This window comes from Paenibacillus favisporus, assembly GCF_040545415.1.
Lineage (GTDB): Bacteria > Bacillota > Bacilli > Paenibacillales > Paenibacillaceae > Paenibacillus_AQ > Paenibacillus_AQ favisporus.
On sequence record NZ_JBEPLV010000003.1, the window covers coordinates 910,322 to 936,989 of the forward strand.

At 53.1% G+C, this 26,668-nt stretch carries 25 protein-coding genes and 1 other annotated feature; of the genes, 20 read left to right on the top strand and 5 right to left on the bottom strand.

Annotation, left to right across the window (positions count from 1 at the left end; all coding sequences use genetic code 11):
• Positions 1-5: 5 nt before the first annotated feature.
• The 4 genes from ABID47_RS17195 (at position 6) to ABID47_RS17210 (ending at position 5,423) form a co-directional block, all read left to right on the top strand.
• Positions 6-1,226 carry a glucuronate isomerase gene (locus tag ABID47_RS17195; protein ID WP_354498476.1) on the top strand — a complete coding sequence of 407 codons (1,221 nt, stop codon included), beginning with the start codon at positions 6-8 and terminating at the stop codon, positions 1,224-1,226.
• A gap of 70 nt (positions 1,227-1,296) precedes the next feature.
• Positions 1,297-2,328 (top strand): glycoside hydrolase family protein, encoded by a 1,032-nt coding sequence (locus ABID47_RS17200; protein WP_354498478.1) that lies wholly within the window; start codon positions 1,297-1,299, stop codon positions 2,326-2,328.
• 37 nt (positions 2,329-2,365) lie between these two features.
• On the top strand, positions 2,366-3,541 hold the full coding sequence (locus ABID47_RS17205) for a glycosyl hydrolase (protein ID WP_354498480.1): 1,176 nt from the start codon (positions 2,366-2,368) through the stop codon (positions 3,539-3,541).
• A 49-nt stretch (positions 3,542-3,590) separates the two neighbouring features.
• Positions 3,591-5,423, top strand: a complete 1,833-nt coding sequence (locus ABID47_RS17210) for an alpha-L-fucosidase (protein ID WP_354498482.1) — start codon at positions 3,591-3,593, stop codon at positions 5,421-5,423.
• Between the two features lie 159 nt (positions 5,424-5,582).
• Here the strand turns inward: ABID47_RS17210 and ABID47_RS17215 are convergent, their stop codons facing one another.
• The 4 genes from ABID47_RS17215 to ABID47_RS17230 form a co-directional block, all read right to left on the bottom strand.
• On the bottom strand, positions 5,583-6,689 hold the full coding sequence (locus ABID47_RS17215) for a GerAB/ArcD/ProY family transporter (RefSeq protein WP_354498484.1): 1,107 nt from the start codon (positions 6,687-6,689) through the stop codon (positions 5,583-5,585).
• A gap of 18 nt (positions 6,690-6,707) precedes the next feature.
• On the bottom strand, positions 6,708-7,931 hold the full coding sequence (locus tag ABID47_RS17220; RefSeq protein ID WP_354498486.1) for a Ger(x)C family spore germination protein: 1,224 nt from the start codon (positions 7,929-7,931) through the stop codon (positions 6,708-6,710).
• Between the two features lie 30 nt (positions 7,932-7,961).
• On the bottom strand, positions 7,962-9,575 hold the full coding sequence (locus ABID47_RS17225; RefSeq protein ID WP_354498488.1) for a spore germination protein: 1,614 nt from the start codon (positions 9,573-9,575) through the stop codon (positions 7,962-7,964).
• Between the two features lie 176 nt (positions 9,576-9,751).
• Complete coding sequence (locus ABID47_RS17230; protein WP_354498490.1) at positions 9,752-10,891, bottom strand: NADH-dependent flavin oxidoreductase; 1,140 nt, start codon at positions 10,889-10,891, stop codon at positions 9,752-9,754.
• A gap of 275 nt (positions 10,892-11,166) precedes the next feature.
• Between ABID47_RS17230 and ABID47_RS17235 the strand changes: the two genes are divergently transcribed.
• From ABID47_RS17235 to ABID47_RS17290, 12 genes are all read left to right on the top strand, one after another.
• Positions 11,167-11,652: an RrF2 family transcriptional regulator gene (locus tag ABID47_RS17235; protein ID WP_354498492.1), complete on the top strand. Its 486-nt coding sequence runs from the start codon at positions 11,167-11,169 to the stop codon at positions 11,650-11,652.
• A gap of 56 nt (positions 11,653-11,708) precedes the next feature.
• Positions 11,709-12,626, top strand: coding sequence for an NAD(P)/FAD-dependent oxidoreductase (locus ABID47_RS17240; protein WP_354498494.1), 918 nt, complete (start codon positions 11,709-11,711; stop codon positions 12,624-12,626).
• Positions 12,627-12,745: 119 nt separating this feature from the next.
• Positions 12,746-13,013, top strand: a binding site (T-box leader).
• 197 nt (positions 13,014-13,210) lie between these two features.
• Positions 13,211-14,296, top strand: a complete 1,086-nt coding sequence (asd, locus tag ABID47_RS17245) for an aspartate-semialdehyde dehydrogenase (protein WP_076166265.1) — start codon at positions 13,211-13,213, stop codon at positions 14,294-14,296.
• A 172-nt stretch (positions 14,297-14,468) separates the two neighbouring features.
• Complete coding sequence (locus tag ABID47_RS17250) at positions 14,469-14,771, top strand: putative quinol monooxygenase (RefSeq protein WP_076166262.1); 303 nt, start codon at positions 14,469-14,471, stop codon at positions 14,769-14,771.
• Positions 14,772-14,910: 139 nt separating this feature from the next.
• Positions 14,911-15,105 (top strand): small acid-soluble spore protein H, encoded by a 195-nt coding sequence (locus ABID47_RS17255; protein ID WP_076166259.1) that lies wholly within the window; start codon positions 14,911-14,913, stop codon positions 15,103-15,105.
• 16 nt (positions 15,106-15,121) lie between these two features.
• Positions 15,122-15,295 carry a hypothetical protein gene (locus ABID47_RS17260; protein WP_167372827.1) on the top strand — a complete coding sequence of 58 codons (174 nt, stop codon included), beginning with the start codon at positions 15,122-15,124 and terminating at the stop codon, positions 15,293-15,295.
• Positions 15,296-15,473: 178 nt separating this feature from the next.
• On the top strand, positions 15,474-15,869 hold the full coding sequence (locus tag ABID47_RS17265; protein ID WP_354498497.1) for a VOC family protein: 396 nt from the start codon (positions 15,474-15,476) through the stop codon (positions 15,867-15,869).
• Positions 15,870-16,048: 179 nt separating this feature from the next.
• Positions 16,049-16,804, top strand: a complete 756-nt coding sequence (locus ABID47_RS17270; protein ID WP_354498499.1) for an alpha/beta fold hydrolase — start codon at positions 16,049-16,051, stop codon at positions 16,802-16,804.
• Complete coding sequence (locus ABID47_RS17275) at positions 16,805-17,392, top strand: TetR/AcrR family transcriptional regulator (protein ID WP_354498501.1); 588 nt, start codon at positions 16,805-16,807, stop codon at positions 17,390-17,392.
• 280 nt (positions 17,393-17,672) lie between these two features.
• A complete protein-coding gene (locus tag ABID47_RS17280; RefSeq protein ID WP_116230691.1) occupies positions 17,673-18,089 on the top strand; it encodes a hypothetical protein in 417 nt (138 codons plus the stop codon).
• Positions 18,086-19,372, top strand: coding sequence for an ammonium transporter (locus ABID47_RS17285; RefSeq protein ID WP_089547113.1), 1,287 nt, complete (start codon positions 18,086-18,088; stop codon positions 19,370-19,372). The genes ABID47_RS17280 and ABID47_RS17285 overlap by 4 nt, the downstream gene beginning before the upstream one ends.
• A 205-nt stretch (positions 19,373-19,577) precedes the next feature.
• Positions 19,578-19,988 (top strand): VOC family protein, encoded by a 411-nt coding sequence (locus ABID47_RS17290; RefSeq protein ID WP_145020195.1) that lies wholly within the window; start codon positions 19,578-19,580, stop codon positions 19,986-19,988.
• A gap of 129 nt (positions 19,989-20,117) precedes the next feature.
• On the opposite strand, the gene ABID47_RS17295 is transcribed toward ABID47_RS17290, so the two are convergent.
• The gene (locus tag ABID47_RS17295; RefSeq protein WP_354498504.1) at positions 20,118-20,984 is read right to left on the bottom strand and encodes an AraC family transcriptional regulator; all 867 of its coding nucleotides are present in this window, start codon (positions 20,982-20,984) and stop codon (positions 20,118-20,120) included.
• A gap of 212 nt (positions 20,985-21,196) precedes the next feature.
• Between ABID47_RS17295 and ABID47_RS17300 the strand changes: the two genes are divergently transcribed.
• The 4 genes from ABID47_RS17300 (at position 21,197) to ABID47_RS17315 (ending at position 26,508) form a co-directional block, all read left to right on the top strand.
• On the top strand, positions 21,197-22,042 hold the full coding sequence (locus ABID47_RS17300; protein WP_354498506.1) for an amidohydrolase family protein: 846 nt from the start codon (positions 21,197-21,199) through the stop codon (positions 22,040-22,042).
• 52 nt (positions 22,043-22,094) lie between these two features.
• Positions 22,095-23,042, top strand: a complete 948-nt coding sequence (locus ABID47_RS17305; RefSeq protein WP_354498508.1) for an aldo/keto reductase — start codon at positions 22,095-22,097, stop codon at positions 23,040-23,042.
• A 1-nt stretch (position 23,043) separates the two neighbouring features.
• On the top strand, positions 23,044-24,060 hold the full coding sequence (locus ABID47_RS17310) for a zinc-binding alcohol dehydrogenase family protein (protein ID WP_354498510.1): 1,017 nt from the start codon (positions 23,044-23,046) through the stop codon (positions 24,058-24,060).
• Between the two features lie 135 nt (positions 24,061-24,195).
• A complete protein-coding gene (locus tag ABID47_RS17315) occupies positions 24,196-26,508 on the top strand; it encodes a helix-turn-helix domain-containing protein (RefSeq protein ID WP_354498512.1) in 2,313 nt (770 codons plus the stop codon).
• Positions 26,509-26,668 lie beyond the last annotated feature (160 nt).

Sequence of the window (26,668 nt, forward strand, 5' to 3'; positions counted from 1 at the left end):
GGGTCATGAGTATATCTTCAATATTTGAAGAAATTATGCGTCTGCCTGTGATCGATACGCATACGCATTTGATAGGCGACAAGCTGTGCGCGGCCGACTTTTGGGAGATCGCCGATTATTTCTGGTTGAACCAAGAACTGCAGACGGCGGGATATCCGAAGGATGCGGCACAGCTGCCGGTTCCGGAGCGGGCGGAGGCCTTCGTCAGAGCGTACAAGGCTACCCGTAATACGATGATGAACCGTGCTTTTACGGCGATCATGGGGGATTTATACGGAATCACCATCCATGACACGGCGTCTGTGCTTCAGGCGGACGAAGCTGTACGCGCGCAGAGAAGTACTTCAGGCTGGGCTCAAAGCGTGGCCGACCGGCTGCATGTGAAGCGGTTTGTTGTGAACCGCCCTGAACATGCCATATTTGACGGTATGCGGGAGGATGCCCTGCTGCTGCCCCGGATCGACGGATGGCTGCCGGAGCTTGCCGCCGGCATCGTCTCCTCCGCAGCCCATGAACGCCAGGACCGTTTCGCGCAGGCAAAAGCGTTCATTTCCGAGCAATTGAAGTCCTATCATGAGATGGGCTGTCCGGGGATCATGACGACGCTCCCCCATTATGAGGCTGCGGCGCATGAGGATTATAAGCTTGAAACCGCGGGGCGGACCGATGAGGTCATGATGCTGCTGCTCCATGAAATCTGCTCCGGCCTGCAGGAGCGGGGCATGTTCCTTCAGCTGTTCCTCGGCGTGGAACGAAGATGGGGGAGCAGTTCGGCCGCCCCTGTGAACGATCCACTCCGGATCGTAAAGCTGTATGGCTTGTTTGAGCGTTACAATATCCCGTTTGAGCTGGTGGTTGCATCGGAACTGAACAATTTGGACGTCGTACAGGCGGCCTGGAATTTTGCCAATGTTCACGTAGGCGGCATGTGGTGGTATAACTTCCGTGCCAGCACATACACGCAGAGCATGCAGTACCGGCTCGAGGCGTTATCCCCGCTCAAAAGCTCGCTGATCGTCTCGGATGCGCGCTGCATCGAATGGACGTACGGCAAGCTGCTGATCGTGAAGCAGCTGCTGGCCCGTTTTCTGGATGAACAGATCAAGGATGAATGGCTGAGCCGTGAGGATGCGCTGGCACTGGCGGCGGAATGGCTGCACGGCAGCGCGGCGAAACGGTACGGGTTGGCGGAGTCGACGGTCTCATCGTGTAACCGGGATCACTGAATCGTGAATGACGCGTGCCATTTGGCAAAGACAGATGGTCGAGAAACTTAATGATGAACGGAGGGAGAACGTGACAATTTCACTGTTTGACCGGATGCTGCCTGCCCCCATGGAAGGGGGCTTTCGGATGGAAGGCTGGTGGGTATGGTGCGGGTCGGTCGTTCGCGGAGAGGACGGACGCTTTCATATGTTTGCGTCCCGGTGGCCGAAGTGGATGCCGATGCACCCGGGCTGGCTGCTCCGTTCGGAAATCGTCCGAGCCTCGTCCGATACCCCGGAAGGACCCTATACCTACGAAGAAACCGTGTTCCCAGCGCGGGGAGCGGAGTACTGGGACGGAAGGAGTACCCATAACCCGCACATCATCCGGTATGGAGACAAATATTTGCTGTATTACATGGGATCGACGCATCCCTTCCCTGAGCCGCGGCCAGGAGAGACGGTGGAGGCGGACGACTGCCGCGTCATTGCGGCAAGGGCGAACAAGCGTGTCGGCTTGGCCGTCGCCGACAGCGTCTATGGGCCGTGGAAGCGTCTCGATACGCCGATTCTGCCGACGAGGCCGGGCAAGTTCGACAGCTTCCTGACCTCGAATCCGGCGCCATGTATCCGGGAGGATGGCTCCGTGCTGCTGGTTTATAAAGCCCGACGGTATGAGGGCACAGCCCATGGGCAAATGACGCTGGGCGCAGCAGAGGCAGCAGGATATGAAGGACCTTATCGCGTAATCCAGGATGCGCCGCTGTTTCCGATGGAGCGGTTTCATATCGAAGACCCGTTCATTTGGCGTACAACGGAAGGGTATGCCATGATCGCGAAAGACATGGATGGGAAGCTGTGCGGAGAGAAGCACGGCGGCATTCTGGCACTTTCTCCGGATGGCAGGGACTGGAGGCTCGCGGACCAGCCCAAATCCTATTCCCGGCGCGTCCGATGGGAGGACGGATCGGAGCGTTGGATGGGCAGCTTCGAACGGCCTTTCCTTCTGTTTCAGGAAGGACAGCCGACGCATCTGTTCGCCGCTGTTGCGGACGGACCGGGGGGCTTCCGGCAAGCCGAACATACCTGGAACATGGTGATTCCGCTGCGGACTTCGCCTTGAATTTAGAATTGAACAATCAATTACAGGAGGAGATCATATGGGAGAGATCGTTTCGAAACAAAAGGGTAGAGAAGGGAGCTCGGCGCTTATTTCGGAATCCGTTCAGCAGTGGGCGGAGGGGGCCTGGCAGCAAATCGTAAACAAAGTGGAGCGCACCAGTCAGCGGATTGGCGTCAGTTTTCCGCATGCATCCGTTAACGGGGTCTATGACAACATGCGCCCGTCCTGGTGGACAGCCGGCTTCTGGCCGGGGATCTTGTGGCATATTGCCAAAGACGGGCACCATCCGGGGCTGCAGGGGATTGCCGAGCTGATCGAGGAGAAGCTGGACGAACCGCTGTATTCGCTCGCTGTGCATCATGATGCAGGATTTATATGGATGCTTTCAGCCGTGGCCGACTACCGGATTACCGGAAGCGAGCGTTCCAAACACCGCGGGCTGATGGCCGCCGCCCAGCTGGCAAGCCGCTTTAATGTAAAAGGCAGCTTCATCCGCGCCTGGCATGACCTGGAGCAGGTGAACCGGGCAGGCTGGTCCATCATCGACACGGTGATGAATCTGCCGCTGCTGTATTGGGCTTCTGAAGTAACGGAGGATCCCCGGTTCCGCCATATTGCCGCGGAGCATGCCGATACGGTGCTGGCGCATTTTCTGCGTCCGGACGGATCCAGTTATCATATCCTCGAATTTGATCCCGAGTCGGGCGAACGAATCGGTGCCATGTCCGGTCAGGGGTATGCGGAAGAATCCGCCTGGTCCCGAGGCAGCGCCTGGACCATCTACGGACTCACCCTGTCTTATATTTACACGGGAGAAGAACGCTTTTTGACCGGCGCCAAGCGGGCCGCCCATTTTTTCCTGGCGAATCTGCCGGAGGACCATGTGCCGCACTGGGATTTCCGGGCGCCTGAAGAAGGGGGCAAGCCGCGGGATACTTCGGCCGGGGCCTGCGCGGCATGCGGGCTGATCGAGATGTCCCGCCTGGTACCCGAGGCGGAAGCGCGGCTGTATCTCCGTTCTGCGGAACGCATCGTGCGCTCCTTGCATGAGCATTACGGGACATGGGATATGCCGGGGGAAGAAGGCCTGATCCAGTCCGGCACATCCAATCTGCCGGGTGGTGTGCATATCGATACACCGCTGATTTACGGCGATTATTTCTTTGTTGAGGCGGTATCCAAGCTGCGCGGCTCGGCGCTGAGATTGTGGTAATATGTATCAGCGCTGAGGCAGTAATTCAGCGTGAAAGGAGATATGACGAATGAAACGACAGGCCGAACAACAGGCCCAACAGACAGCAGCAGGGTCCGCGCCGGAGAACCTGCTCGATGATCCTTTTCATATAGTGACAGTCCCTGATGGCCCTCAGTCTGAGGAGCACAATCACCGGATGGAATGGTGGAGGGAAGCCCGGCTGGGCCTGTTCATCCATTGGGGACCCTATGCACTGCCAGCAGGCGAGTGGAAAGGGGAGGAGATCCAAGCTTCCTACAGTGAGCACATCATGCTGCGCGCAAAGATTCCGGCCGCCGAATATGAAGAGATGGCCGCAGGCTGGAATCCTTCTTCTTTTGACGCGCTGAAGTGGGTGCGTACCGCTAAAAGGGCCGGCTTGAAATATATCATTTTCACGGCCAAGCATCATGACGGATTCGCCATGTATGATTCGCATGTGTCCAATTACTCCATCGTCCAGCATGCGGCCTTTCGAAGAGATCCGCTCCGGGAGCTGGCGGAAGCATGCGAGAAGGAAGAAATGGTGCTGGGTATTTACTACTCGCACGCCATGGACTGGCATGATCCCGATTCCCAGGGGAACACCTGGGACTACCCCGGCAATATCGGTGCTTATGACGACGTGGAGAGCTGGGTGCACGATCCGGATAAGCGAAGCCGCTTCGAGCGCTATCTGAATCATAAATCGATACCTCAGGTTCGCGAGCTACTGACGGATTACGGGAAGGTCGGCCTGATGTGGTTCGACTGCGGCGGCAAACTGACCCGCGAGCAGGGGGAGCAGTTTCTGGACGCCGTATACTCGCTGCAGCCGGACTGCCTGGTGAACAGCCGGGTGTGGAAGGCTCCCCTCGGGAATTACTCCAACACGTCCGATAATCAGCTGACCACGCGGAATTTGCGCCAGGATTGGGAGAACATTATCACGCTAAACGATTCATGGGGGTACAAAAAATCGGATCATAACTGGAAATCTCCCGCATCCATCATCCGGCAGATGATCGATGTCGTCAGCAAAAACGGCAATTTGGTCATCAATATCGGACCGACAGAGACGGGAGAGTGGGATCCGGTATCCGAATCGATTTTGCTGGAAATCGGCGGTTGGTTAGATACATACGGAGACAGCATTTACGGGGCGGGGGCATCCCCGACGGCAAGGCCGTCATGGGGCAGGTGCACCGTTAAAGGAAACACGCTGTATTTGCATGTCTTCGACCGGCCAACGGACCGGAAGCTGGTCGTTCCCGGCCTGAAGACGGACGTTCTGCGGGCCTATATGCTGGAAGACGGCAGGGAACTGAAATTGACCCGGTTATCCGAACAGGATTTGGAGATTGAACTGCCTGAATCGGTGCTTTCCGAAGCGAACGAATTTTCCAAACCACAAGTCATCGCCGTCCTCTGTTCCGGCCCGGTCGATGGCAATCCGGTGGGACTATTGGACTCACGGGAAGGCTGCATCCTTGAATTAGGCGTATTCGATGCCGAAATATCCGGAGCCGGACTGAAGTATGATACCGGGAAAAAGGGCCGTGACAACCTCCTGGATTGGACAGACGAAAGTGCCGAGGCGGTCTGGTCTGTCCGGACCTTGGGGGCCGCAGATTTCGACGTGTGCATCGAATATGGCAGCGGTGACGCCGAGGGGGGAGGAGGCGGGACCTACCTGGTGACCACCGGAGACCAGTCTCTGCGTGCTCAGGTGCAGCCGACCGGCGGACCGTATGACTTCCGTGAGTTTTACGTGGGGAAGCTGCGTTTTCCTGAAGCAGGGGAGTATTCGATCCGTCTTCAGGCGGAAAGAATTACGGGCCAATATTTAATGCAGCCTAGATGCTTGAAGCTGCAGCGTTAACCCGAACCGGATTGTGTTGAATTACGGAAAAGGAACCATTGCCTCTGCAAGCAGAAGACGGCGGTTCCTTTTTTCTTGACTTGGCTTCCTTATATCGCAAGAGAAACTGCCGCTTTAAGCGGCCTGTCTTCCTAGAATGTACTTCGATCGATGTTTCTCTCAAGATCTTCTCGACAGCTTTCCTTTTCGGGAAAAAAGCCTCTTCATCAGGACAACGGCTGCCAAAGCAAGGGGAATCCCGATTTGAAAAACCGGAAAGTCGTATAATAAGTTTCGATTAAAACCGATCCAAGTATGGTAAATAAAATTGGGTGCAGCAAAAGAAATGGTATAAATAAACGCGCCGACGATGACCGTTGATTTTTTATGGCTCATCTTTACCAGGTAAGAAAGGCCAATAACCGCCCCCAAGTAAAAAGCCGTCATTTTCACAAAAATGCCGATATAAATCAGCAAAATAATGACCGGATCGAGCCGTTCGAGAAAATCAGCGATTTCGATCAAGCGGACCGATCTGAGCATGGGGAGGGTGGTAATGCTTAAGATTTGGGGGCTCAATATCGTTAAATTCAACAAGTTGAAGATCAGCAGCAGGATTCCCACGAACAGGTAGGAAAAGATCGACAGCTTGGACAGATTTTTTTTGTTGTTCAAATGCTTCCAAAATGCAAGAAACACGACGACCTCACCGAACGGGAAGCTGATGACTTTCGGAATGGCTTCCCTGATCACAGGCATGATGCCATGCTCCAGCACCGGCTGAAGCCGCTCCAGATGAATATTTTTAGAGACGATGAACATCAAGAAAATCAGGAAATAACCCAAGATGGTAAAGGGGAGCAGAAATTCGACGACGCGAAAAAAAACTTCCGTTCCCTTGGAAATCGCATAGGCGGACAGCAGAATCATGATCAGCATCAGGACGGACAGCGGCGTTTTGGGAAGAAAGGAAATGTTGATAATGTCCCCAAACTCCCTGGTGTTTCTCATGGACTCATAGGAAAAATAGAAAATATAAGCGATGGTGACGATCGTTCCGAGAATACGACCCAGATGTTGGTTCAGGATTTCGAAGAGATTGCGGTCCTCGTTCCCCTTTTGGATGAAAAGGTAAACCAGGAGCAGCAGCAGTCCGGCCAGCATCGCGACAATGACGACCAGCCAGGCGTCCTGCTTGGCTCCCACGCCCAATTCGTATAACGGGGAAGTTCCGATCAAAAACAGGATCATCATCGCGATCAGCTCGTATTTGTCTATTTTTTGCAAGTAGGGGCACTCCTTCCGCTAGAATTTTTGGTCTTTGAGCAAGCTGGAGTACGGCTTGGTAATCATGTTCGTATGCTCAATGTTAATCTTGACCTGCACGCGCAGGCTGATTTCCTCGATAGGACGCTTCGTTTTCATCAGGTTTCTCCAAGTAGAGGGATCTTTACGGTGTATCGCGTTCATGAATCCGGCTAGATCCACGTTCATTTCCTGCAGATGGCTCCAGGTCGCCATGACATCGCCGCCGATTTGTTTGCTTATCGTACGTTCTAAGTCCCGAACGACCCCAGGATTCTTTAAGTCCAGGTTGCAGCCGGATTCGTCGATCACTCCCGTTGCGGAAATTTTGGCGTGGATGACTGATTTCCCATGGATGACCTTCGGTTCAAGTTTGGTAGACGATTTCAGCACTCGATAGCTGAGCAGCTGATTTTCTTGGCCTTTTGCGGTGCACGGAAACACGACCATCATGCTGCTGACACGGTCGGAGAGCCAAGCTACGGAACGGCTATCTTTTTGATCGATCCAACCAACCAGCTTGTCCTTACGGAATACGCCCAGCTCTCCGAGCTTAATGACCGCATCATTACGCGTCGATTTCAGGGCATCGAGGGAGGACTGCTTGGTCAAATCTCCGGATACCTCAAGTTCTGGCGCCATGGCGCTTTCATCCAGACTGGCAACCATTCTGGCGAAATCGATGAGCCGCATGTTTTGAGCTTGGGACAGATTTTTCTGGCTTTGATCGATGATCCGCTGGATGGCGTTGCCGGATATTTTCTCCAAAGGGATCAGCACTTCAAGCAAATTGGAAGCTTTGCCCTTGGTCAAGAGGACGGACATGGTCTCCCTGCTCTCGAACGGACGAAGGAAAAAATCAAGAATTTCTCCGACACCTTCTTTCCGTGCCACATCTTCGCTAAGAATAAGGACGGAGTTATGGGCGAAAAAAAGCTTCCTTGATGTTTCCAGGCTGGCATTCTGCATCGCCTCGGCAATTGAGCGCCCCTTGGTTGAGAAAATGGTCGTCGGAGACTGGCTTCCTGCACTGCCGCCGCCTGTCTGGGTGGCAATCGACTGTGGAATCACGACCTGGAACGAAATCTCCCATTTCCCGTTGCTCCGGTCGATGGACGTCGCAGAAATGATGCTCAGCGTATTCAATTCTTGGCTGTCCCAGCATCCGCTCGTCAGCAGCGTGACCGACAGCATGAGAATCATAAGGCCCAGTCTCCGGAGCATCTTTTCCACCTCTTCGTTTGATCTGGATGTTCACTGCTCTTGTTCATCTTTCGATGGCGACGGTTTTTGGATTGATTTTTGGCGTTTGATATTTTTTTGACTGATTAAGGTTGGACGTTTAAGCATGGCCCACCAAGGCACGCGTACTAACGAGTCCTTCTGGTCGGAAGTAGTAAAGGGCGCAAGCGGAATCAAATACGGGATTCCGAAGGAGCGCAGCCCCGCCAAATGGATGAGCATCGCCATTAATCCTGCAATGATCCCGAACAGTCCCAGCGTGGCCGCTAGCAGCATGAATCCGAAACGGAGCAGCCGAGCCGAATTGGATAAGCTGACCGACGGAGCGACGAAGCCGGCAATGGCGGTAAAAGCGACGATAATAACCATCGCTGCGGATACCAAACCTGCCTGAACCGCCGCTTGCCCTAGAACGAGCGCACCGACGATCGAAATCGCGGACCCGATCGCCCTTGGCATCCGCACCCCGGCTTCCCGCAGAACTTCGAAAGTGATTTCCATGGCAAGCGCTTCGACAAAGGCCGGAAAGGGGACGCCTTCCCGCTGGGCCGCGAGGCTGATGAGCAGAGTCGTCGGCAGCATCTGCTGATGAAATGTTGTGATCGCGATGTACAGCGAGGGCAGGAGCATGGAAAACACAAATGCAATGATCCGCATCAAGCGCAGAAACGTCGCAATATCGAATTTTTGGTAATAATCCTCGCTGGACTGAAACAGCTTAAAAATCGTAATGGGGGCAATGAGCACAAAGGGGCTCCCGTCCACGAGAATGGCTACTTTCCCTTCCAAAATAGCCCCGGCTATGGCGTCAGGACGTTCCGAATTCGTAAGGGTCGGAAAAGGCGTAAAGGTGGCGTCCTGGATAAATTCCTCGATATATCCGCTCTCTAGAACGCTGTCGATGTCAATCCGGTCGAGCCTTTGTAAAATTTCCTGCACCACGTTATCACTAGCGATACCATGGATGTACATGACGGCTACGTTCGTTTGGGTTACGCGGCCGATCGTTCGGTCGACGATCCATAGATTCGGATTTTTGATTTTGCGGCGGATTAATGACGTATTGATCCGAAGGTTCTCCGTAAAGCCTTCCCTTGGTCCCCGGATGACGGTTTGGGACTGGGGTTCGTCTACACCGCGCTGTTCCCCACCGGCTGAGGATGCTGATATTCCCTTGGCTGTGCCATCTACCAGAATGACCGTATTGCCGGCAAGAATGGCGTCAAACAGTTTCTTCATGGTATCGATGTCCGTGACTTGGCCAATGGCTAAAAACCGGTGTTTGATCCAACCCAGTACCTGTTTTGGCGGGTCCAGCGAACAATCCGCATCGGCCTGGATCTGCATCAAAGATTTCAAAATGGAATTGTTGATAATCTGCTCATCGGCCAAACCGTCGGTGTAGATGACGGCGACATGGACAGGTTTTCCCAGGGCCTGGTCCAACCGACGGATTATAATATCGGAACTGTCGCCCGTCATTTCCTTGATCATTTGGACGTTAACATCCAAGTATTTGGAAAGAGCCGTTTCAGGCATATTAAATTCCGAAGACTGCTCGTTTTTGTCATGATTTGGGTTGGAATCACCGCTGGAATCTTGTTTGGATTTGAAAAAAGGCCGCATCCTAATCCTCACCTTGAAATTTATATTCTGCTTCATCGTTGCCTTTTTCGGAGGAACTTAAACTAGGGGCATCGATAGAGGATTGTTCTTCAGAAAACGTGCCGGAAAAAGCAAAACAGACGGCTGGCGGCCGCCTGTCGCGATTTATAAACAAGCAATAGACTGAGGGGAAATCATTACCTTTCGGCGTCCACAACTTGCGGGTCACTGCGCAGCGGGAACCAGCCGGGAATACTCATCATGAGGTTCCACAGCGGTTCGGAAATCGATAATTCCTGCAGGTCCAGAGGGGAGATGGACGTCCGGATCTGCTGTTCACGGCCTTCCAGTACCAACTGTACCCAATCCGGTTCCATAATAAGCTCTCGTCCCAGGGCGATGAGCGGGATGCCGGAGGACAGCGCCTCCAGCGCATCATCGGGCGTGTAAATGCTGCCGACGCCAATAATGGGGATACGCGAGCCGACGCGCTCCTGAAGAATCGCCAATCGTGACCGGTTGTCCTGAATCCCCCTTCGCGGCGCGGAACGGAAGCTGGTCAAGGATACATGAAGGTAATCGATTCCGGTACCCGTCAGTGCATCGACGAACGAGAGGGTGTCGGACATCGTAATGCCTGGCGTTCCCGCCTCTTCAGGCGAAAACCGGAAGCCGACCAGGAAAGGTTTATCAGACTCTTTGCGAACGGTTTGAAGGACCTCGCGAATAATGGCTAAGGCCAGCGTCATTCGATTCTCCAAGCTCCCTCCATAACGGTCCGTGCGGCGGTTCGTCATCGGGGAAAAAAATTGATGCAGCAAATTCCCGTTGCCGCCGTGAATTTCCACCCCGTCAAATCCGGCGTTAACCGCTCTTCGGGCTGCTTCTGCATAAGCATGAATGATGCCTTCCATTTCCTGCTCGGTGAGACTGCGCGGGACGGGGGCTCCTTCCCGGTCTTCCGGGATGTTTCCGGCGCTGACGTAATCGCCTGTCTTGGAGCCTTGTCTGCCTGCGTGGAAAATTTGCAGCACGGCCTTGGCTCCGTTCCCCTGGATCGTCGTGGCAAGCCGGCGGAGTCCGGGAATGAGGCCGTCGTTGTCGGCGCCGGGCGCACCAGGCATTCCTCCTTGCTGCAATACATACGTTGCCGCTGTGATGACCATGGCAGCACCATGAGAACGCCGTTTGTAGTATTGAATTTCCTGTTCGGAAATGGAGCCGTCCGCATTGGAACTCATAAGGGTCATCGGAGACATCACGATCCGGTTTTTTAAAGAAATGTTGGCTGACGGAAAATGAAATGGATCAAAAAGGGGGGAATACGATTTCTTCATTCGGGTGACAACTCCTTCGTAACGATTCTTTTATTGAACTTGTTATGATTATAAGAGGAGAAGCAACAACCCGTAAGAACGCAAAATCTTTGGATATAATCCAAGTACCTGGACCAACTAACATAAAGTAAGCTGATGTGGTAGAGATGCTCAAAGAAATGATGCATTCATAGGTAGGAAGCTTGATTTATCATCCTGTTCTGCATATAATGGACATTACAGGTCCATAATAAATGCGCTGTTATGGTTTGCTGCTTGAAAAGGAGGAATCCAGCATGCAATTTTCAAAAAGTACTGCATACGGTTTACACGCCTTGATGCTGCTGGCGAAATCGGAACGGGGCCGCAACGTGGGAATTAAAGAACTGTCCTCATCCCTGGGCGCTTCCGAGAGCTATTTATCCAAAATTATGTCCAAGCTGCGGCAGGATGGGCTTGTTCGCGCAGTTACCGGTGTGAACGGCGGCTATGAGCTTGCCCGGGCCGCCAGTGAAATTACTTTTCTGGACGTGGTTCAGGTTCTCGAAGGACGACAGCACTTGTACGAGTGCTTCCACGGGAGCGACCATTCGCTGCCGGTCCTGGAAGCTGCGGGGGACAATCCCGAAACGCCGGAATTTGCTTTCGGCGAAGGGTGCCCGGTCAAACAAGTGATGGATGCCGCGGAACTGCAGATGAACCGTTATCTTCAGCAGCATACGATCCAATCGGCGCTGAACCAGGCGGGCTCTTGTGATGCCCATGCAGCAGGCAAGAAGTAATAGACTTCTTGCGTGTTTATTATGGATAAAAAGGATCTATAAAGGGAGGAATTAAAATGTCAGAAGTATTGTTGGATGCGGTTATTATCGGAGGCGGGCCAGCCGGCATGAGCGCAGCGCTTGCGCTGGGCAGATCAAGACGTTCCGCGGTGGTCATTGACGAAGGCCGCCCGCGCAATCGGGTAACCCATGAGATGCATAACTTCCTGTCTCGGGACGGTATCGCTCCCGCGGAGTTCCGGCGGATCGCCAGAGAACAAATCAGTCAGTACCCTGCAATCAAGTTTGTCCAAGGGAAGACGGAATCCGTGGAAGGAAGCGACGGCGACTTCCGGATCCGTACGGTTGATGGAAAGGTGTACCGCAGCAAGAAGCTGTTGTTTGCAACCGGCAAGCGAGACCTGCCTCTGGACATTTCCGGGTTGAATGAGGTATACGGAAAAACCGCGTTTGTCTGCCCCTATTGCGACGGCTGGGAACTGCAGGACCAGAAGCTCGTAATGATTGCCAAGGGCGAAGGAGCGATGCATTTATCCAAAGTGCTGATGGGATGGTCTACAGATTTAACGCTATGCACGAACGGACCGGATGAATTGATTGCGGAGCAGCGCGAAGAGCTGGAACGACACGGCATTACCGTTAAGGACTCGCCGATTCACAAGATTGAGTCTGAAGAAGGCAACGTGAAGCAGGTTCTCCTGGAGAACGGCGAATCCGTTGCCTGCACCGGGATTTTCTTTGCGCCGAAACTGGCTGCTGCCACTGACCTGCCGCAGTCGCTGGGCTGCGAAGTGTCGGAATCCGGAAGCATTGTGGCCGATCGGATCGGCAAGACCAATATCCCCGGTGTATTCAGTGCCGGAGATGCCGCTTCTGACATGTATCAAGCCATTGCTGCGGCTTCCATGGGCGCGTTGGCAGGCATGGGCATCAATGCCGAACTGTTGGATGAGGCATGGAAATCGGTTCGCTGAATCGCAGCCGATGGAACCATTCTTTTGCCAGGTTTGTGAAATCGGAATTTTTTTGCGAAAAAAGGTTTACGTCAGGCGTAACTTCCGATATTATAAGCGTAATGTAAGAACCGTTAATTTGAAATGCGATGAAGAGAAGAGTAGGTAAAGGAAGCATTTCCCAGAGAGCTCCGTCCGCTGAAAAGGAGCATTGAGTCCTTTATTGAATAAAGCCTCTGAGCAGCACGCCGGAACCCGATGTTCAAGGAGAGGATGGTGTGCCAGGAGCTCCTGTTACAGAGCTAGAGTATATGCATCAGTTGACTGATGCCGTACTCGAAGAGGCTAAAATGGCGACATTTTAGCGAATCTGGGGTGGTACCACGAGTATGATATCTCGTCCCTAAGACGGCAGTCTTGGGGGTGGGATTTTTTATTTTTTCGTCATGATCCTGTAAATATCGCTGCTCACAGGCGGAAGGGCACACCAATTCAAACGGTTTGAATAGTGTCTAATAGACGGTTTAACGAGCCTTGCCTGTCACCATAGTATTTGTTTAGCAGACAACATCTCATACTCTACTTCGAAAGGATTGGAATCACTCATGTCACAAAAACTTAAAGTCGGTATTGTCGGTGGAACCGGCATGGTTGGCCAGCGTTTCGTACAGCTCTTGGATCAGCATCCTTGGTTCCAAGTGACCGCGATTGCGGCAAGCAGCAGTTCCGCCGGTAAAACCTATGAAGAATCGGTGCAGGGAAGATGGAAACTGGCAACGCCGATTCCCGAGGACGTCAAGCAGATTGTCGTTCAGGACGCTTCGAAGGTCGAAGAGGTTGCTTCGGGAGTTGACTTTGTTTTCTGCGCCGTGGATATGAAGAAGGACGAAATCAAAGCGCTTGAAGAAGCGTATGCCAAGACGGGTACGCCTGTGATATCGAACAACTCCGCACACCGGTGGACGCCTGACGTGCCTATGGTGATTCCGGAAATTAATCCAGGCCACATCGGCGTAATTGAAGCGCAAAGACAGCGGCTCGGTACCAAGACCGGGTTTATCGCGGTCAAACCGAACTGCTCGATCCAGAGTTATGTGCCGCAGCTGAACGCGCTGCTTGATTTTAAACCGACTCAGGTCGTTGCGTCGACTTACCAGGCGATCTCCGGCGCAGGCAAAAACTTTACGGACTGGCCGGAAATGCTGGATAACGTCATTCCTTACATTGGCGGTGAGGAAGAGAAGAGCGAGCAGGAGCCGCTGCGCATTTGGGGCAGCATCGACAACGGGCAAATCGTTAAGGCGTCCTCTCCGATCATCACGACCCAGTGTATCCGCGTTCCTGTGACAGACGGACATTTGGCGACCGTGTTCGTCTCTTTTGAGAAAAAGACGTCGAAGGAAGAAATTATTGAGCGCTGGCGCGCGTATCAAGGAAGACCGCAGGAATTGGGCCTTCCAAGCGCACCGAAGCAGTTCATTACGTATTTTGAGGAAGAAAACCGGCCGCAGACGAAGCTGGATCGCGATATTGAACGCGGCATGGGCGTTTCGGCAGGCAGACTGCGCGAGGATTCCATTTATGATTTCAAATTCGTGGGTCTTTCGCATAATACGCTGCGCGGCGCCGCAGGCGGGGCAGTGCTGATTGCCGAACTGCTGAAGGAAGAAGGGTATATTCAAGCCAAGTAACAAGTCCAAGGGATCGGATCGGGGTATCCGGTCCCTTTCTATTTGTTTTCACGAACTTTAGGACAAGTTCTCAAAATCCCTGACCGTATCTGTCAGTGATTATCGTCTATACTGATGATAGTTGCGAGGGAATGAATTACATGTACGAGTTGTGATGAAGGGGAGGACGAGAATGGAAAAATACGCTATGTTCGGCAAACTGACAGCAAAGCCGGGACAGCGCGATGAGCTCGCGAGAATGATGCTGGAATCCAGCGGGACGCTGGAGGATATGGAAGGCTGCATCTATTATATCCTGCATGAAGCGGAGGACAATCCGGACGATCTTTGGATTACGGAACTATGGGAAAGCAAGGAAGCTCACGCGGCCTCGTTGAAGAATGAGAAGGTGCTGGAGCTCATCGGACGCTGCAGGCATCTCATTGCTGAAGCCGGCGGCATCAAGGTCCGGCCGATCGGAGGCAAAGGATTCTGATTCCTGATACAAACCATGTATGACAGGCAAACCGCGGATGCCGCGGTTTTTTTGTTATCTGGGGAGCGTGATGAATAACACCGCATGCCCCCGTACATAGTATAAGCGAACTCTACTCAACATTTGGAGGCATTACACAATGAACGTTCAAAGAGCGCAGGAAATCGCATCCTCGCCAGTCATGGCAAACGTACTGCTGGATGGAACCCCCATCTATATACAGCATGTGGACGAGCTGAGCGAAACCGCACGCGTCTATCCGCTCGACAATCCGGAAGCTGAGCGGGAAGTACCGCTGTATTCGTTAGAGGAGCAGGATCATTTTCTGGGATAAAAAGGAGAGAATTGCGATGAAAGAAGTGCCTAAACAAAATGAAAAAGAGGCGGATCGGTTGAACGACTATGACGTCACCGATGATGTGGTACGGGAAGTTCCCGCCACGACCGATGCCAGTGATGCCGTCGCGGCCATGACTTCGCATATTAATAAGTATGATGTCCCCGATGAGCTGGAGGAAAAATAATCGACAAAGCTGTTAAAGCGTACAGGCGAACCTGTGCGCTTTATTGTTGTTCCCGATCGAATGTATTCACTTTTTATGCAAGTTTAGCAATCGGGAATAAATCCGGCTCGTGATGATTTGATAGAATCAGCAAGAGAACGAGTGTTTCTGATCACATTTCAAAAGGGAGAGATGGACGATGAATCAATGGGGAGCTAAAAACATCGATGTCATCACGTTGTTTGTGGAAGATCTTCCGGAGGCCAAATCATTCTATGAGCGGGTATTCGGCCTTTCCTCCGTCTACGAGGACGACAACTCGGCAGTATATAACTTCGGGAACATGAGTGTCAATCTGCTGAAAATAACCGAAGCGGACGAGCTTACGCATCCGGCTCCGGTGGCAGACCGCGGGGCAGGAGCGAGGTTTGTGTTCACGATCCGTGTTGATGACGTAGATGCATTGTGCAGAGAGCTGAATTCAGCCGGCGTTGCGCTGCTGAACGGTCCGATGGACCGCCCATGGGGAATCCGTACGGCAAGCTTCCAGGATCCGGGCGGGCATATCTGGGAAATCGCGCAGGAGCTGCGTTGATTTCTACGGAAATGGATTGCAGGGAATTGTGGAAGACGGACAGAGGTTTAAAGATGATGATAAGCTGAACCGCATACGCTGAACCCAATGGGTTCGGCGTATTTTTTTCATTGACTAACCGTTCAACCAATAGTAATATAATGACATGATCAGGTAAATGATGGATGGAGGGATCCGGGATGGATTTGTATTATGAGATTCATGGCAGTGGAAAGCCCGTCATTTTTATACACAGCGGAGGCACGGACAGCAGGCTGTGGTCTTTCTTGGCACCATTAGTCGCCAAAGAATACCAGGTCATTACTTATGACGGCCGTGGTGCAGGCAAATCTCCTTCTCCCAAGGAACCGGCGAACTACGTCGAAGACTTGCATGAGCTGATGGATGACCTTCACCTGGATACCGCCGTCCTCATCGGCCATTCAGGAGGCGGCCAAATCGCCACCGACTTCAGCCTTCAATACCCGAATCGTGTTTCGAGCTTGGTGCTCATTGGCCCATCATTGACGGGCTATAAGCCATCACCAGAGTTTGAGCGCTGGATGAGTGAGGTGAACGCGGCCGCCCCGGATGCCGATAAAATCATGGAGCTTGCGTTCAGCGCTCCGCTGTACCGGGTCGTGATGTCCAGTCCGCAGCGCCGCTTGATGATTGACATGTTCAGGCATCACCTGGCCAAAACGGCCGAGTGGGGGAGCTTCGAATCCGTTTGGCCGCAGCCTCCGGCCATCGGTCGATTAGAAGACCTTCACATACAAACCCTGTTTATGATCGGCGATAATGAGATCCCGGATAATGAACGCGTCGCAGAGCTGTTCCGGAGCTTGCCGAATGTTCGTTATGTCCAAATTCCGGGGGCGGACCATATGATGCCTTTAACCCATCCGGAGATGATGTACAGCTATATTGCCGAGTTTTTGAAGGAGAGACGTTAAATGCCTCGCACCCAGGAAGAGAATGAACGGATACGTCAGCAGGCCAAGGCGAAGATCCGGGAAGCAGCCATAGAGCTTTTTATGAGAAAAGGTTATCATGCCACCTCGATCGATGACGTCTCCAAACACGCCGGTGTGTCCAAAGGGCTTCTATACAACTACTACAAAGGGAAAGAAGAATTGCTCGGGGCCATGGTCGAAGCGAGAATCGGGGAATTGATACAGGTCATGGAGAAGGCAGAGGCATTGGAGACGCCGGCAGAGCAGCTGAAACATATCGTTGAAGGGGCCGTCGATAATGTGCGGCGTTCTCCTGAGGTGTTCCGGTTCTACCTGCACCTGCAGACCCAGCCGGAAGATGATGAAACCGTCGCCAAATACGGCAAGCTCCTAATTGAGGAAAGTGCCCGCCAGTTTCAAATCCAGTGCCGCATGTTCGAAAAACTGGGTGCATCCGACCCGGTAGCGAGGTCATTGTATTTTTCCTCCGCACTGCAGGGAATCATGCTCATGATCTCGACATATCCGGATCAATTTCCGGTCGAGGCTATGAAACGGCAAATCATAGAGGATTTCTGCCAAGTTTAGCGCAAAATGTAAGACGGCAATCACCCGCCTTTTATAAATCCAAATGAACAGGGAACAGCTGCTGATGCAGCTGTTTTTTTGCTGATCGAGGTCGTGTCTTAGGGGGCGTTTAAAGGATAAAGTTTATTGATATAGGTGGTAACTATCGGACAAAACGAGTAGAAATACTTCATGAAAGCTTTTTTGCCAGCAGAGGTGTTTTTCTCTATCAATCTATTGACTTCTACGATTAATGACCATATAATCAACTAAAGTGACCCGACGTGTAAGGAGACCTGACATGGTTATTATTGATGAAGTGTACCGCAATATCAGTTTTGATATGCCGGAACAGGAATTGTTTATTTTACTCGAACGCGTTAAAGCGAAGAAGGAAGAAGACATAGAAGAGTTGAAAAACAAAATCGATAAATACGAGCAGAAACGCCGGGCGGAAGAGGCACTGTATCAATCCATGTCCCCGATCCGGCGCTTGTTTACAGGGCGGCCAGCCAGCCATCATCAGGCAGTTGAGTATATGGTCCATGTCAAAGAACGGTTCAAGAAGATCGACGCGATAAAGCGCAGTATCCGGGAACTGGATCAGGTGCTTGATAGGCTGCGTTTACCGATAAGGGATTCAAACGAGGTATTTCTGTCTCCTGAACTGATCCGGGAAATCAGACTGCTTCAGGAAATGGAGGCTTCACAGGAATGAATTTAACGCTTGAATCTTTAGGTACGGGAATGGATACCGTATGGGTCGTTCTCAGCGCCGCCATGATTCTGCTGATGGAGGGCGGGTTCGCCCTGCTTGAGGCAGGATTTGTACGTTACAAAAACAGCGTCAACATTATTATGAAGGTGTTCGCTGATATCACGATCGGCACGTTGGTTTTTTATGTATTCGGATTTGCGCTCATGTACGGAAAGGACGCCGGAGGGATCATCGGGACGAGCGGATTTGTCCTTGGGGGCGATTTATCCCACCTCCAGCTGCCAGTGTCGCTGGATACGTATTGGCTGTTCCAGGCGGCCTTCACCATCGCCGTCATCTCGATCGTATCGGGTGCTGTGGCCGAGCGGATCAATTTTAGAGCCTATTTGCTGTACATCGTCCTGATGACCGGCCTGATCTATCCGATCGGCGGCCACTGGGCCTGGGGCGGCGGATGGCTGACGAAGCTCGGCATGCAGGATTTTGCCGGCTCTGCCGTCATTCACGCGCTCGGCGGCTTCTCGGCCCTGGCGGCTGCGCTGATCGTGGGTCCCCGGAAAGGCAAATTCAATAAAGCGGGCGCCAGCACGATCGCCCTGCCCAGCAACCTGCCGCTCGCTTCGGTAGGGGCTTTCCTTCTCTGGTTCGGCTGGTTTGGCTTCAATGCGGGCAGCACGCTCAGTGCAACCGATGTCCGCATCGGACATATTGCGTTGACAACGATGCTGTCTGCCGCTTCCGGCGGCGCGGTCACACTGGTGTATACGCTGTTCCGCTACCAGCGCTCCGACGCGCCATCCGTGATTAACGGCTCCTTGGCAGGTCTGGTCGGAATTACGGCCGGATGCGCTTTTGTCAGCGACAGCGCCGCCATTCTGATCGGTGCGATCTCGGGACTGCTTATGATGGCGGCAACGAGCTGGCTGGAGGGACGACGGATTGACGATCCCGTCGGCGCCTTCCCGGTCCACGCCGTATCCGGTGCGTGGGGAACCCTTGCCGTTGGTCTGTTCGCGACAGACGGGGGCCTCTTTTACAGCGGAAGCTGGCATTTGCTTGGCGTTCAGGCGCTAGGACTAGCTGCGCTGGCGGCATGGGGATTTGTCCTTACTTGGGTCGGCCTTAAGCTGATTGGTCTCCTCGTCCCTGTTCGTTCCAGCGAGGAGGAAGAGGAAATTGGCCTCGACATCAGTTATCACGGCATCATGGCAGCGGACCGGTCCCACGAGTTTATCGATCATGAAGTCCGCTATTCGATGAGCGAAGAACATCGGAATGTATAGCTGTTTGTATTGTTCAAAAGGAACACTTCGAATCACCTTCGAAGTGTTCCTTTTTATTTTGCAGCATTTATTTAGATTCCGGGATTGCGTCTAAGCATCACACCGCCATATTCCAAGTTAGCAATCAGTAAGAAACGGAAGGTGATCCGCTGTGATACGCTGATCTGGAAGAGTTAACAATCCACAGGGAAAGGAAGTATTCAAGATGGGCGTATTGAAACCTTTTATTTACTCGGAAGACGCAAGAAGTCAGGCGGATTTCTATATCCGTTCGCTTGGCGGCAATCTGGAATCCGTTATCACTCATGGGGAGTCGATGGGAGTACAGAATGACTTGCAGGATAAAGTGATTCATATGTGCTTATCGGTAGCTGGAGGCAACTATATTTTTATGTCGGACTCCATGGAATCGAATCTTCAAGGCAACAATATGTCGCTGAATATAGACTACCCTTCGTCAGAGGAAGCCCGTGAGGCATTCTCGAAGCTTGCGGATGGAGGTCATGTCATTTATCCGTTTGAACAGCAGCCGTTCGGGTTGTACCTGGGCGAACTTACGGACCGGTTTGGTGTCCGTTGGATGATTACTGCACCGTCGGTATCTACCCAATCCTAAGCGTTCCACAATTCAATAGGCCGTATCCGGAAACCCCGCTTGAACCTGTAGGTTTAAGCAGGGGTTATTTTGTTGTTCCGGCAAATTCCCGCTGGTGGGTGCTTCTGTTATTTTAATGAGCGGAGCTCTCTATCGGGCTGTAGAGTTATGCCTGTAATGTGAAGGAGTCAGGCCGACAATCTGTTTGAATTTCCGGTGAAAATGAGGCATACTGTCAAACCCGCAGGCCGGGGCGATGCTGCTGATGCTGTCGTCGGTGTGAAGCAGCAGCTCTTTGGCCCGGATCACCCGTTTGACGTTGATGTAATCCGTTACACTCATCCCGGTCAACTGTTTGAACACGCGGCTGAAATGGGCGGAGCTAACGGAAGCGAGACGGCTTAAAGAGCTTAGGCTGATCTGCTCGCAGTAATGCCCATCGATATACAGCAAGCTTTGCCGCATCCAGTTCGGACCAACGAACGGGCTGCGGGAGCCGCTGCTCCCGGCACTTTGTTCCCGGTGGATCAGCAGCAATAGGTACTGAACGTACAGCACGATCGAGTGGCGATAGGCCGGGGGTTGCCCCGTGAGCTCGGACTGAATGGCGGCCAGCTTGTCTTCGAGCTGCGACTCCAGCGCAGCAGGGCATTCCAGCTTATAAGCATGGTTCGAACTGCAGCTGTCAAAGCACTGTAAGTAAGAAAAGGATTCTCCCAAAGAAGACTGCCGGACGAGTTCGGGACTAAAAAACACAGCAGTGGACGTGACCGGATCGTCTTTGTCCGGGAACGCCTGATGGATCGTGCTGCCAGGGATGATAAACAGATCCCCGCGGCGCATTTCGTAAATCGTCCGGTCGATAAAAAAGGAACCCTTGCCTGAGTGGACATACACCAGCTCATGCCAATCGTGAAGGTGGTGCGGCAGTTCCAGCTGCGCCGTCTTGCGGTCGCGGTAATTGAATGAGAAAGGAAATTCCGGCTGCGCGTCAAATTGTTTGCGAATGGGATTCATAACGTTGCCCCTTGAGCTTATTGGGAACCATCAGCCGAACCTTCACCTTCCGTAAACGATTCATAACAGAAGAGGAGGGTCAGCAAATGGGTTCGTTGTCTTGAAGATATCAAAATCGGATATGATTGTGCAAGATTTCGTTCTTTTAGAACCGATCCATAGTTGTTATATTGAGAAAAGAACTTCGGTCTACAAGAATGGAGGGAATTGCAATGCGAATAGACGCTCACCAGCATTACTGGAGTATCGCCCGGGACGACTACGGCTGGATTACGCCGTCCATTCCTGTCCTGTACCGGGATTATCAGCCGTCGGATCTGCTTCCGCATCTGGCAGAACATCATCTCGACGGAACGATCCTCGTGCAAGCTGCGCCAACGTATGAAGAAACCGATTATATTCTTGAACTCGCGGCACACGATGATCGGGTTCTGGGCGTGATCGGATATATGGATCTCGCGGATGATGATCACAAGGACCATTTTGAGCGCTTCGCGCAGCATCCCAAATTCGTCGGCTTCCGCCTCATGATCCAGGATATGGAGGATGCAGATGCGATCCTGGAACCTTCATACGCAGCTTCGCTCAAACACTATGCGAGCCTTGGTGTTCCGGTCGATCTGCTCGTCCGGTCCGATCAATTGGATACGCTGGTCCGGCTGATCGAGCAAATTCCGAATCTGCATGCGGTGATCGACCATCTGGCGAAACCGCGCATCGCAGCAGGGGAAATGGAGCCTTGGGCCGGATCCATGAAAAGGCTGGCATCTTACCCAAACCTGTACTGCAAGCTGTCCGGCATGGTGACCGAGGCGGAACATGACGGCTGGAAGCCGGATCAGTTTACGCCTTATGTCCGTCATGTTCTGGACAGTTTTGGCGCAGACCGGGTGATGTTCGGCAGCGACTGGCCGGTATGCCTGATGGCTTCGAGCTACGACGGTGTCGTGGATGCTCTTATGAAGACGCTTCCACCTACTTGGGGGGCAGAGGAGAGTTTGAAATTGTTCGGGGGCAACGCCGCAGCATTTTACCGGCTGAAGAATGAGACAATATGACACGCATCGCTGCGGGAGAAATGACTGAATAGAAGGGTTGGGTGAAACCGGAATGAAATACCGTAAACTAGGAAAAACGGGTCTGGAAGTATCGGCGCTCAGTTTTGGCGCCTCCTCGTTAGGCTCCGTATTCCGCGATACGGATGAGCAGGAGAGCCTGCGAACCGTCCACGAGGCGATCGACAGCGGGATCAATTACATCGATGTCTCGCCTTATTACGGATTGACTAAAGCCGAAACGGTACTCGGCAAGGCGCTTAAGGACATTCCGCGCGACCGGTACCTGCTGTCAACCAAGGCCGGACGCTACGGGGAGCACGAATTCGATTTTTCCCATAACCGGATTCTTACGAGTCTGGATGAAAGCCTGAAGCGGCTGAACGTGGATGAAGTGGATATTCTGTTCCTCCATGATATCGAGTTCGTCCCGGCGCAAATCATCCTGGAGGAAGCCCTACCTGCGCTTGAAAAGCTCAAGCAGGCGGGCAAAATCCGGTTTGCGGGCATATGCGGACTGCCGCTAGCGCTGTTTGAAACGCTGCTGCCGCAAATCGATGTCGACGCGATCATTTCCTACTGCCATTATTCGCTGAATGACACCAGTCTGCTGGACTTACTGCCGCTTCTTGAGGAAAGGAATACGGGGCTCGTTAACGCCTCCCCTATCTCCATGGGACTGCTGAGCACCCGGGGAACGCCTGCCTGGCATCCGGCCGATCCGGAAATCAAGGAGGCCTGTTTGAAGGCGGCACAGTTCTGCGCGGACCAAGGGGAGGATATCGCGAAGCTCGCGGTACAGTTTTCCACGTCCAATGAGCGCATTCCCACCACGCTGGTGAGTACGGCCAATCCGGAAAATATCCGCAGGAATGCTTCCTGGGTGGAGGAGCCGGTGGATGAACGTCTGCTAAGCGAAGTGCTCGCCATTTTGGAGCCCGTGCATAACCGGACCTGGACCAGCGGAAGGCCAGAATATAACACGAAAATAGGGGAGGCGTGAGATGAAAGGCATCATATGTTCAGCCGTCGGCCGATTTGACATGGCGCTGGATCTGCCGGAACCCATGATGGAGCCGGGGCATGCGGTGGTTGAGATCAAGCGGGTCGGGATTTGCGGAACCGATCTGCACGCATTCCGCGGCAACCAGCCGTTTTTTACGTATCCGAGAATCCTAGGCCATGAGCTGGCAGGTATCATTAAGGAAATCGGCCCTAACCGTGATGGGCTTGAAGCCGGCGATCAGGTGAGCATCATCCCTTATTTGCACTGCGGGACATGCATTGCCTGCCGAAGCGGGAAGACGAACTGCTGTACGGATATGCAGGTCCTTGGCGTTCATACGGACGGCGGCATGCGTGAGCGGATTGCCGTTCCGGTGACCCACTTGATTCGCACGAACGGGTTGACGCTGGACCAGACCGCGGTCATTGAACCGCTGGCCATAGGTGCCCATGCCGTGCGAAGATCGGGGCTGACGGCCGGCGAGACGGCGCTCGTCATCGGGGGCGGGCCGATTGGGCTCGGGGTCATGGCCTTTGCAAAGGCCAGCGGTGCCCATGTGCTCGCGATGGATGTGAATGACGAACGCCTTGCTTTCTGCAAGCAATGGATTGAGGCGGATGCGCTGGTGAACGCATTGCAGAATCCCGATGAACAAATTGCGGCGGCCTGCGGCGGGGAGCTGCCTTCGGTGGTGTTTGACGCTACGGGAAACGCACAGTCGATGACTGACGCGTTCCGTTATACCGCCCATGGCGGAAGATTGGTCTATGTCGGATTGGTCAAAGCGGATATCCGGTTCCACGATCCGGAATTCCATAAACGGGAGCTGACGCTGCTGGCCAGCCGCAACGCAACGCGCGAAGACTTCATGCACGTGCTGCATACGATCCGGTCCGGCGGGATCGACGTCGCTCCATACGTCACGCACCGGACTGCATTTGACGATATGATTGAACAATTTAACCATTGGCTGGACCCGGCTGCCAAGGTCATCAAAGCGATGGTAGATATGTAGGTTCATAGCTGGATGAAGCACTAAAGAGAACGGCCGTCTTCAAAGACGGTCGTTTTTCTCAACTTAGCGGTGATTGGCAGGAACAAGCCGCACGCGGCTGACTCATTCGATATCCATGAAAGGTCAGGTGGTTCCATGAAACAGGTGTGGCTGAACATTTCGCCGGTATTTCGCAGATTCCTTATGTCGTATCTGATCGTGCTGATGATCCCGCTGATTGCGGGATATGTGTCTTACCGGACGTCGATCGATGTAGCGGAGCAAAGTTCCCTGAAGACCAGCATCATGACGCTGCAGCAGAGCAAGGATCTGATGGAGCGCAGGCTCGCAGAAGTACAGGGTTTTACCAAACAGCTCGCCATTAATCAGGATTTAGCCAGGCTCATGACTGCGCGTTCGGACGAGCAGAATTACGACGTATACGGTCTGTGGAAAATGATGCGGGACATCGCAAGCTACAGCCAGACCAACGACTTCCTTTCGAATTTTTACATCTACCTCCGCAACAGCCATCTGGTGCTTACGCCAAGCACGGTCTATTACCGGCCGGAGCTGTTTTACGAATCGAACCATTATGAAGGCATGACCTTTGAGACTTGGAAAAAGAACTTTCTCGAGAAGAGCAACCTCAGCATGGTCGTTCCCCAGCACGATTACGTGACAAAGACACATCAGCAAACGGTGGTTACCTTCGTGCAAGCCCTGCCCCTGAACAGCTTCGATACACCTCTCGCTTCCGTCGTGGTCCTGATCGATACGAAGAAAATGTCCACATACCTATCAGGGATAACCGATCAATATGGAGGTTGGGCATTCGTCAGGAACCATGATGGGGAAACCGTCCTGTCTGAGGGGATCACTGGCAGCGACATAGCCAAAATCCGAAATATTCCTTCAGGTAAACCCGGCGATATCAGCCGTGCGGTGGATGACATGCTGCTCATATCCATCCGGGATGAATTAAGCGGCTGGGTCTACACGGCCGGCGTCCCGAAATCTGCCCTCATGATCAATGCGAACCGAATCAAGAACATCACCGGAATACTTACCGCGATTTCATTAATTTCCGGACTTGTCATCGGACTTGTGCTGGCATACCGGAGCAGCGCTCCGATCAACAATCTGATAAATTCACTCAAGAAACAGCTTGGATTGGAACTCAGTACAGGTATCCAAGACTACGATTTTATCGCGGGAAACATCTCAAGCCTGATTGCGAGCAACAGACAGCTGGAACAAGAGCTCCACAACCAGGTGCCGTTGATCCGTGACGCTTTCATCAAACGGCTGTTGGTCGGAGAATTTTACAACGGAGAAGAACTGGCCGCTGCTTCCGCGCAAGCGGGTGTGAACATTAAGGGTGACGCAGGTTACGCCGGCCTGGCTAAAATCAACACCTATGGGGGTTCTGACAGCCGCGAATCGCTCGCAGAATCCAGTGTGGCCCGCCTTATTGTACGTCAGTCTCTCATGGAGGCTGAGCCCGATATGCTGGTAACGGATTGGGGGCAGGATAAGCTGGCCTTTTTGCTGCTGCGCACAAGCAAGCTGGCCCCGGATGAGGCTTTGGTGATACAAAGGCTGCAGGATCTAGCAGGCACGCTGTTCAGCCATTATCACATGCCCGTCCAGTTCGGAATGGGGAGGCCCTTCGAGGCGCTGGCGGATGTCGGGCGTTCGTTCGGTGAAGCGGCGGAGGCTCTGGACTATGCGGCATTCACCGATGAGGGAGGCGTCATTCGGTATGAGGATTCAAGCAGGGACGCGTCGCTATTCTATTATCCGATCGAAACGGAAACGCGACTGCTGAACACGATCAAATCTGGAGATGGCAAGGAAGCGATGCGGATCCTCGAACACATTGCCGTACGGAATTTTCAGGAGAGGGAGCTGTCCCGTGAAATGACAGAGCAGCTGATCGGCGAACTCAAGGGAACGCTGCTCAAGCTGCTGGATCAAAAGGCGGGAGATGATCCCGAGTTCACAGAGAATCTCCAGTGCCGGATCGCTCAAATCCAGCCGTTCGAAGGGACCGACAGGCTGCTCGGACAAATAGGCGAAATGATCGGCCTCTATTGTTCGATGATCGAGGAGAAAAAGAACGCCCTGCATCATCAGACGGTACGGCAGGTGAAGGATTATCTTGAGTCTGCGTACGGGGATGCGGACTTGACGCTGTACCACATCGCGAAGCAGGTTGGAAGGCCGGAAAAGTATGTCTCCACGGTATTCAAGGAAAGCGAGGGGGAGCCTTGGTTCGATTACCTGGAACGGCTGCGCATCGATAAAGCGTCCGAGCTGCTGCTGAACCGGGCTTTGAAAATCGACGATATTGCCGAAAGGGTCGGCTATAACAGCGCACATTCATTCCGGCGGGCATTCAAGCGGGCCCGGGGGATCTCCCCGAGCATGTTCCGGGAGGCTGCCGAATTAGGGGACTCGCATTGATTCAGTACTGATAGAATGCGCTTTCATCGCAAAATGTACGCTTGATCGCGGATTGTACGGTCGGGTTGTGGATGCATCCGCCGCAATTGTACCTTTACGGTCGTGGAGCGGAGATTTTACCATGAATTCTGTAAGCGCTACCATTACAAACGGCTCCGGA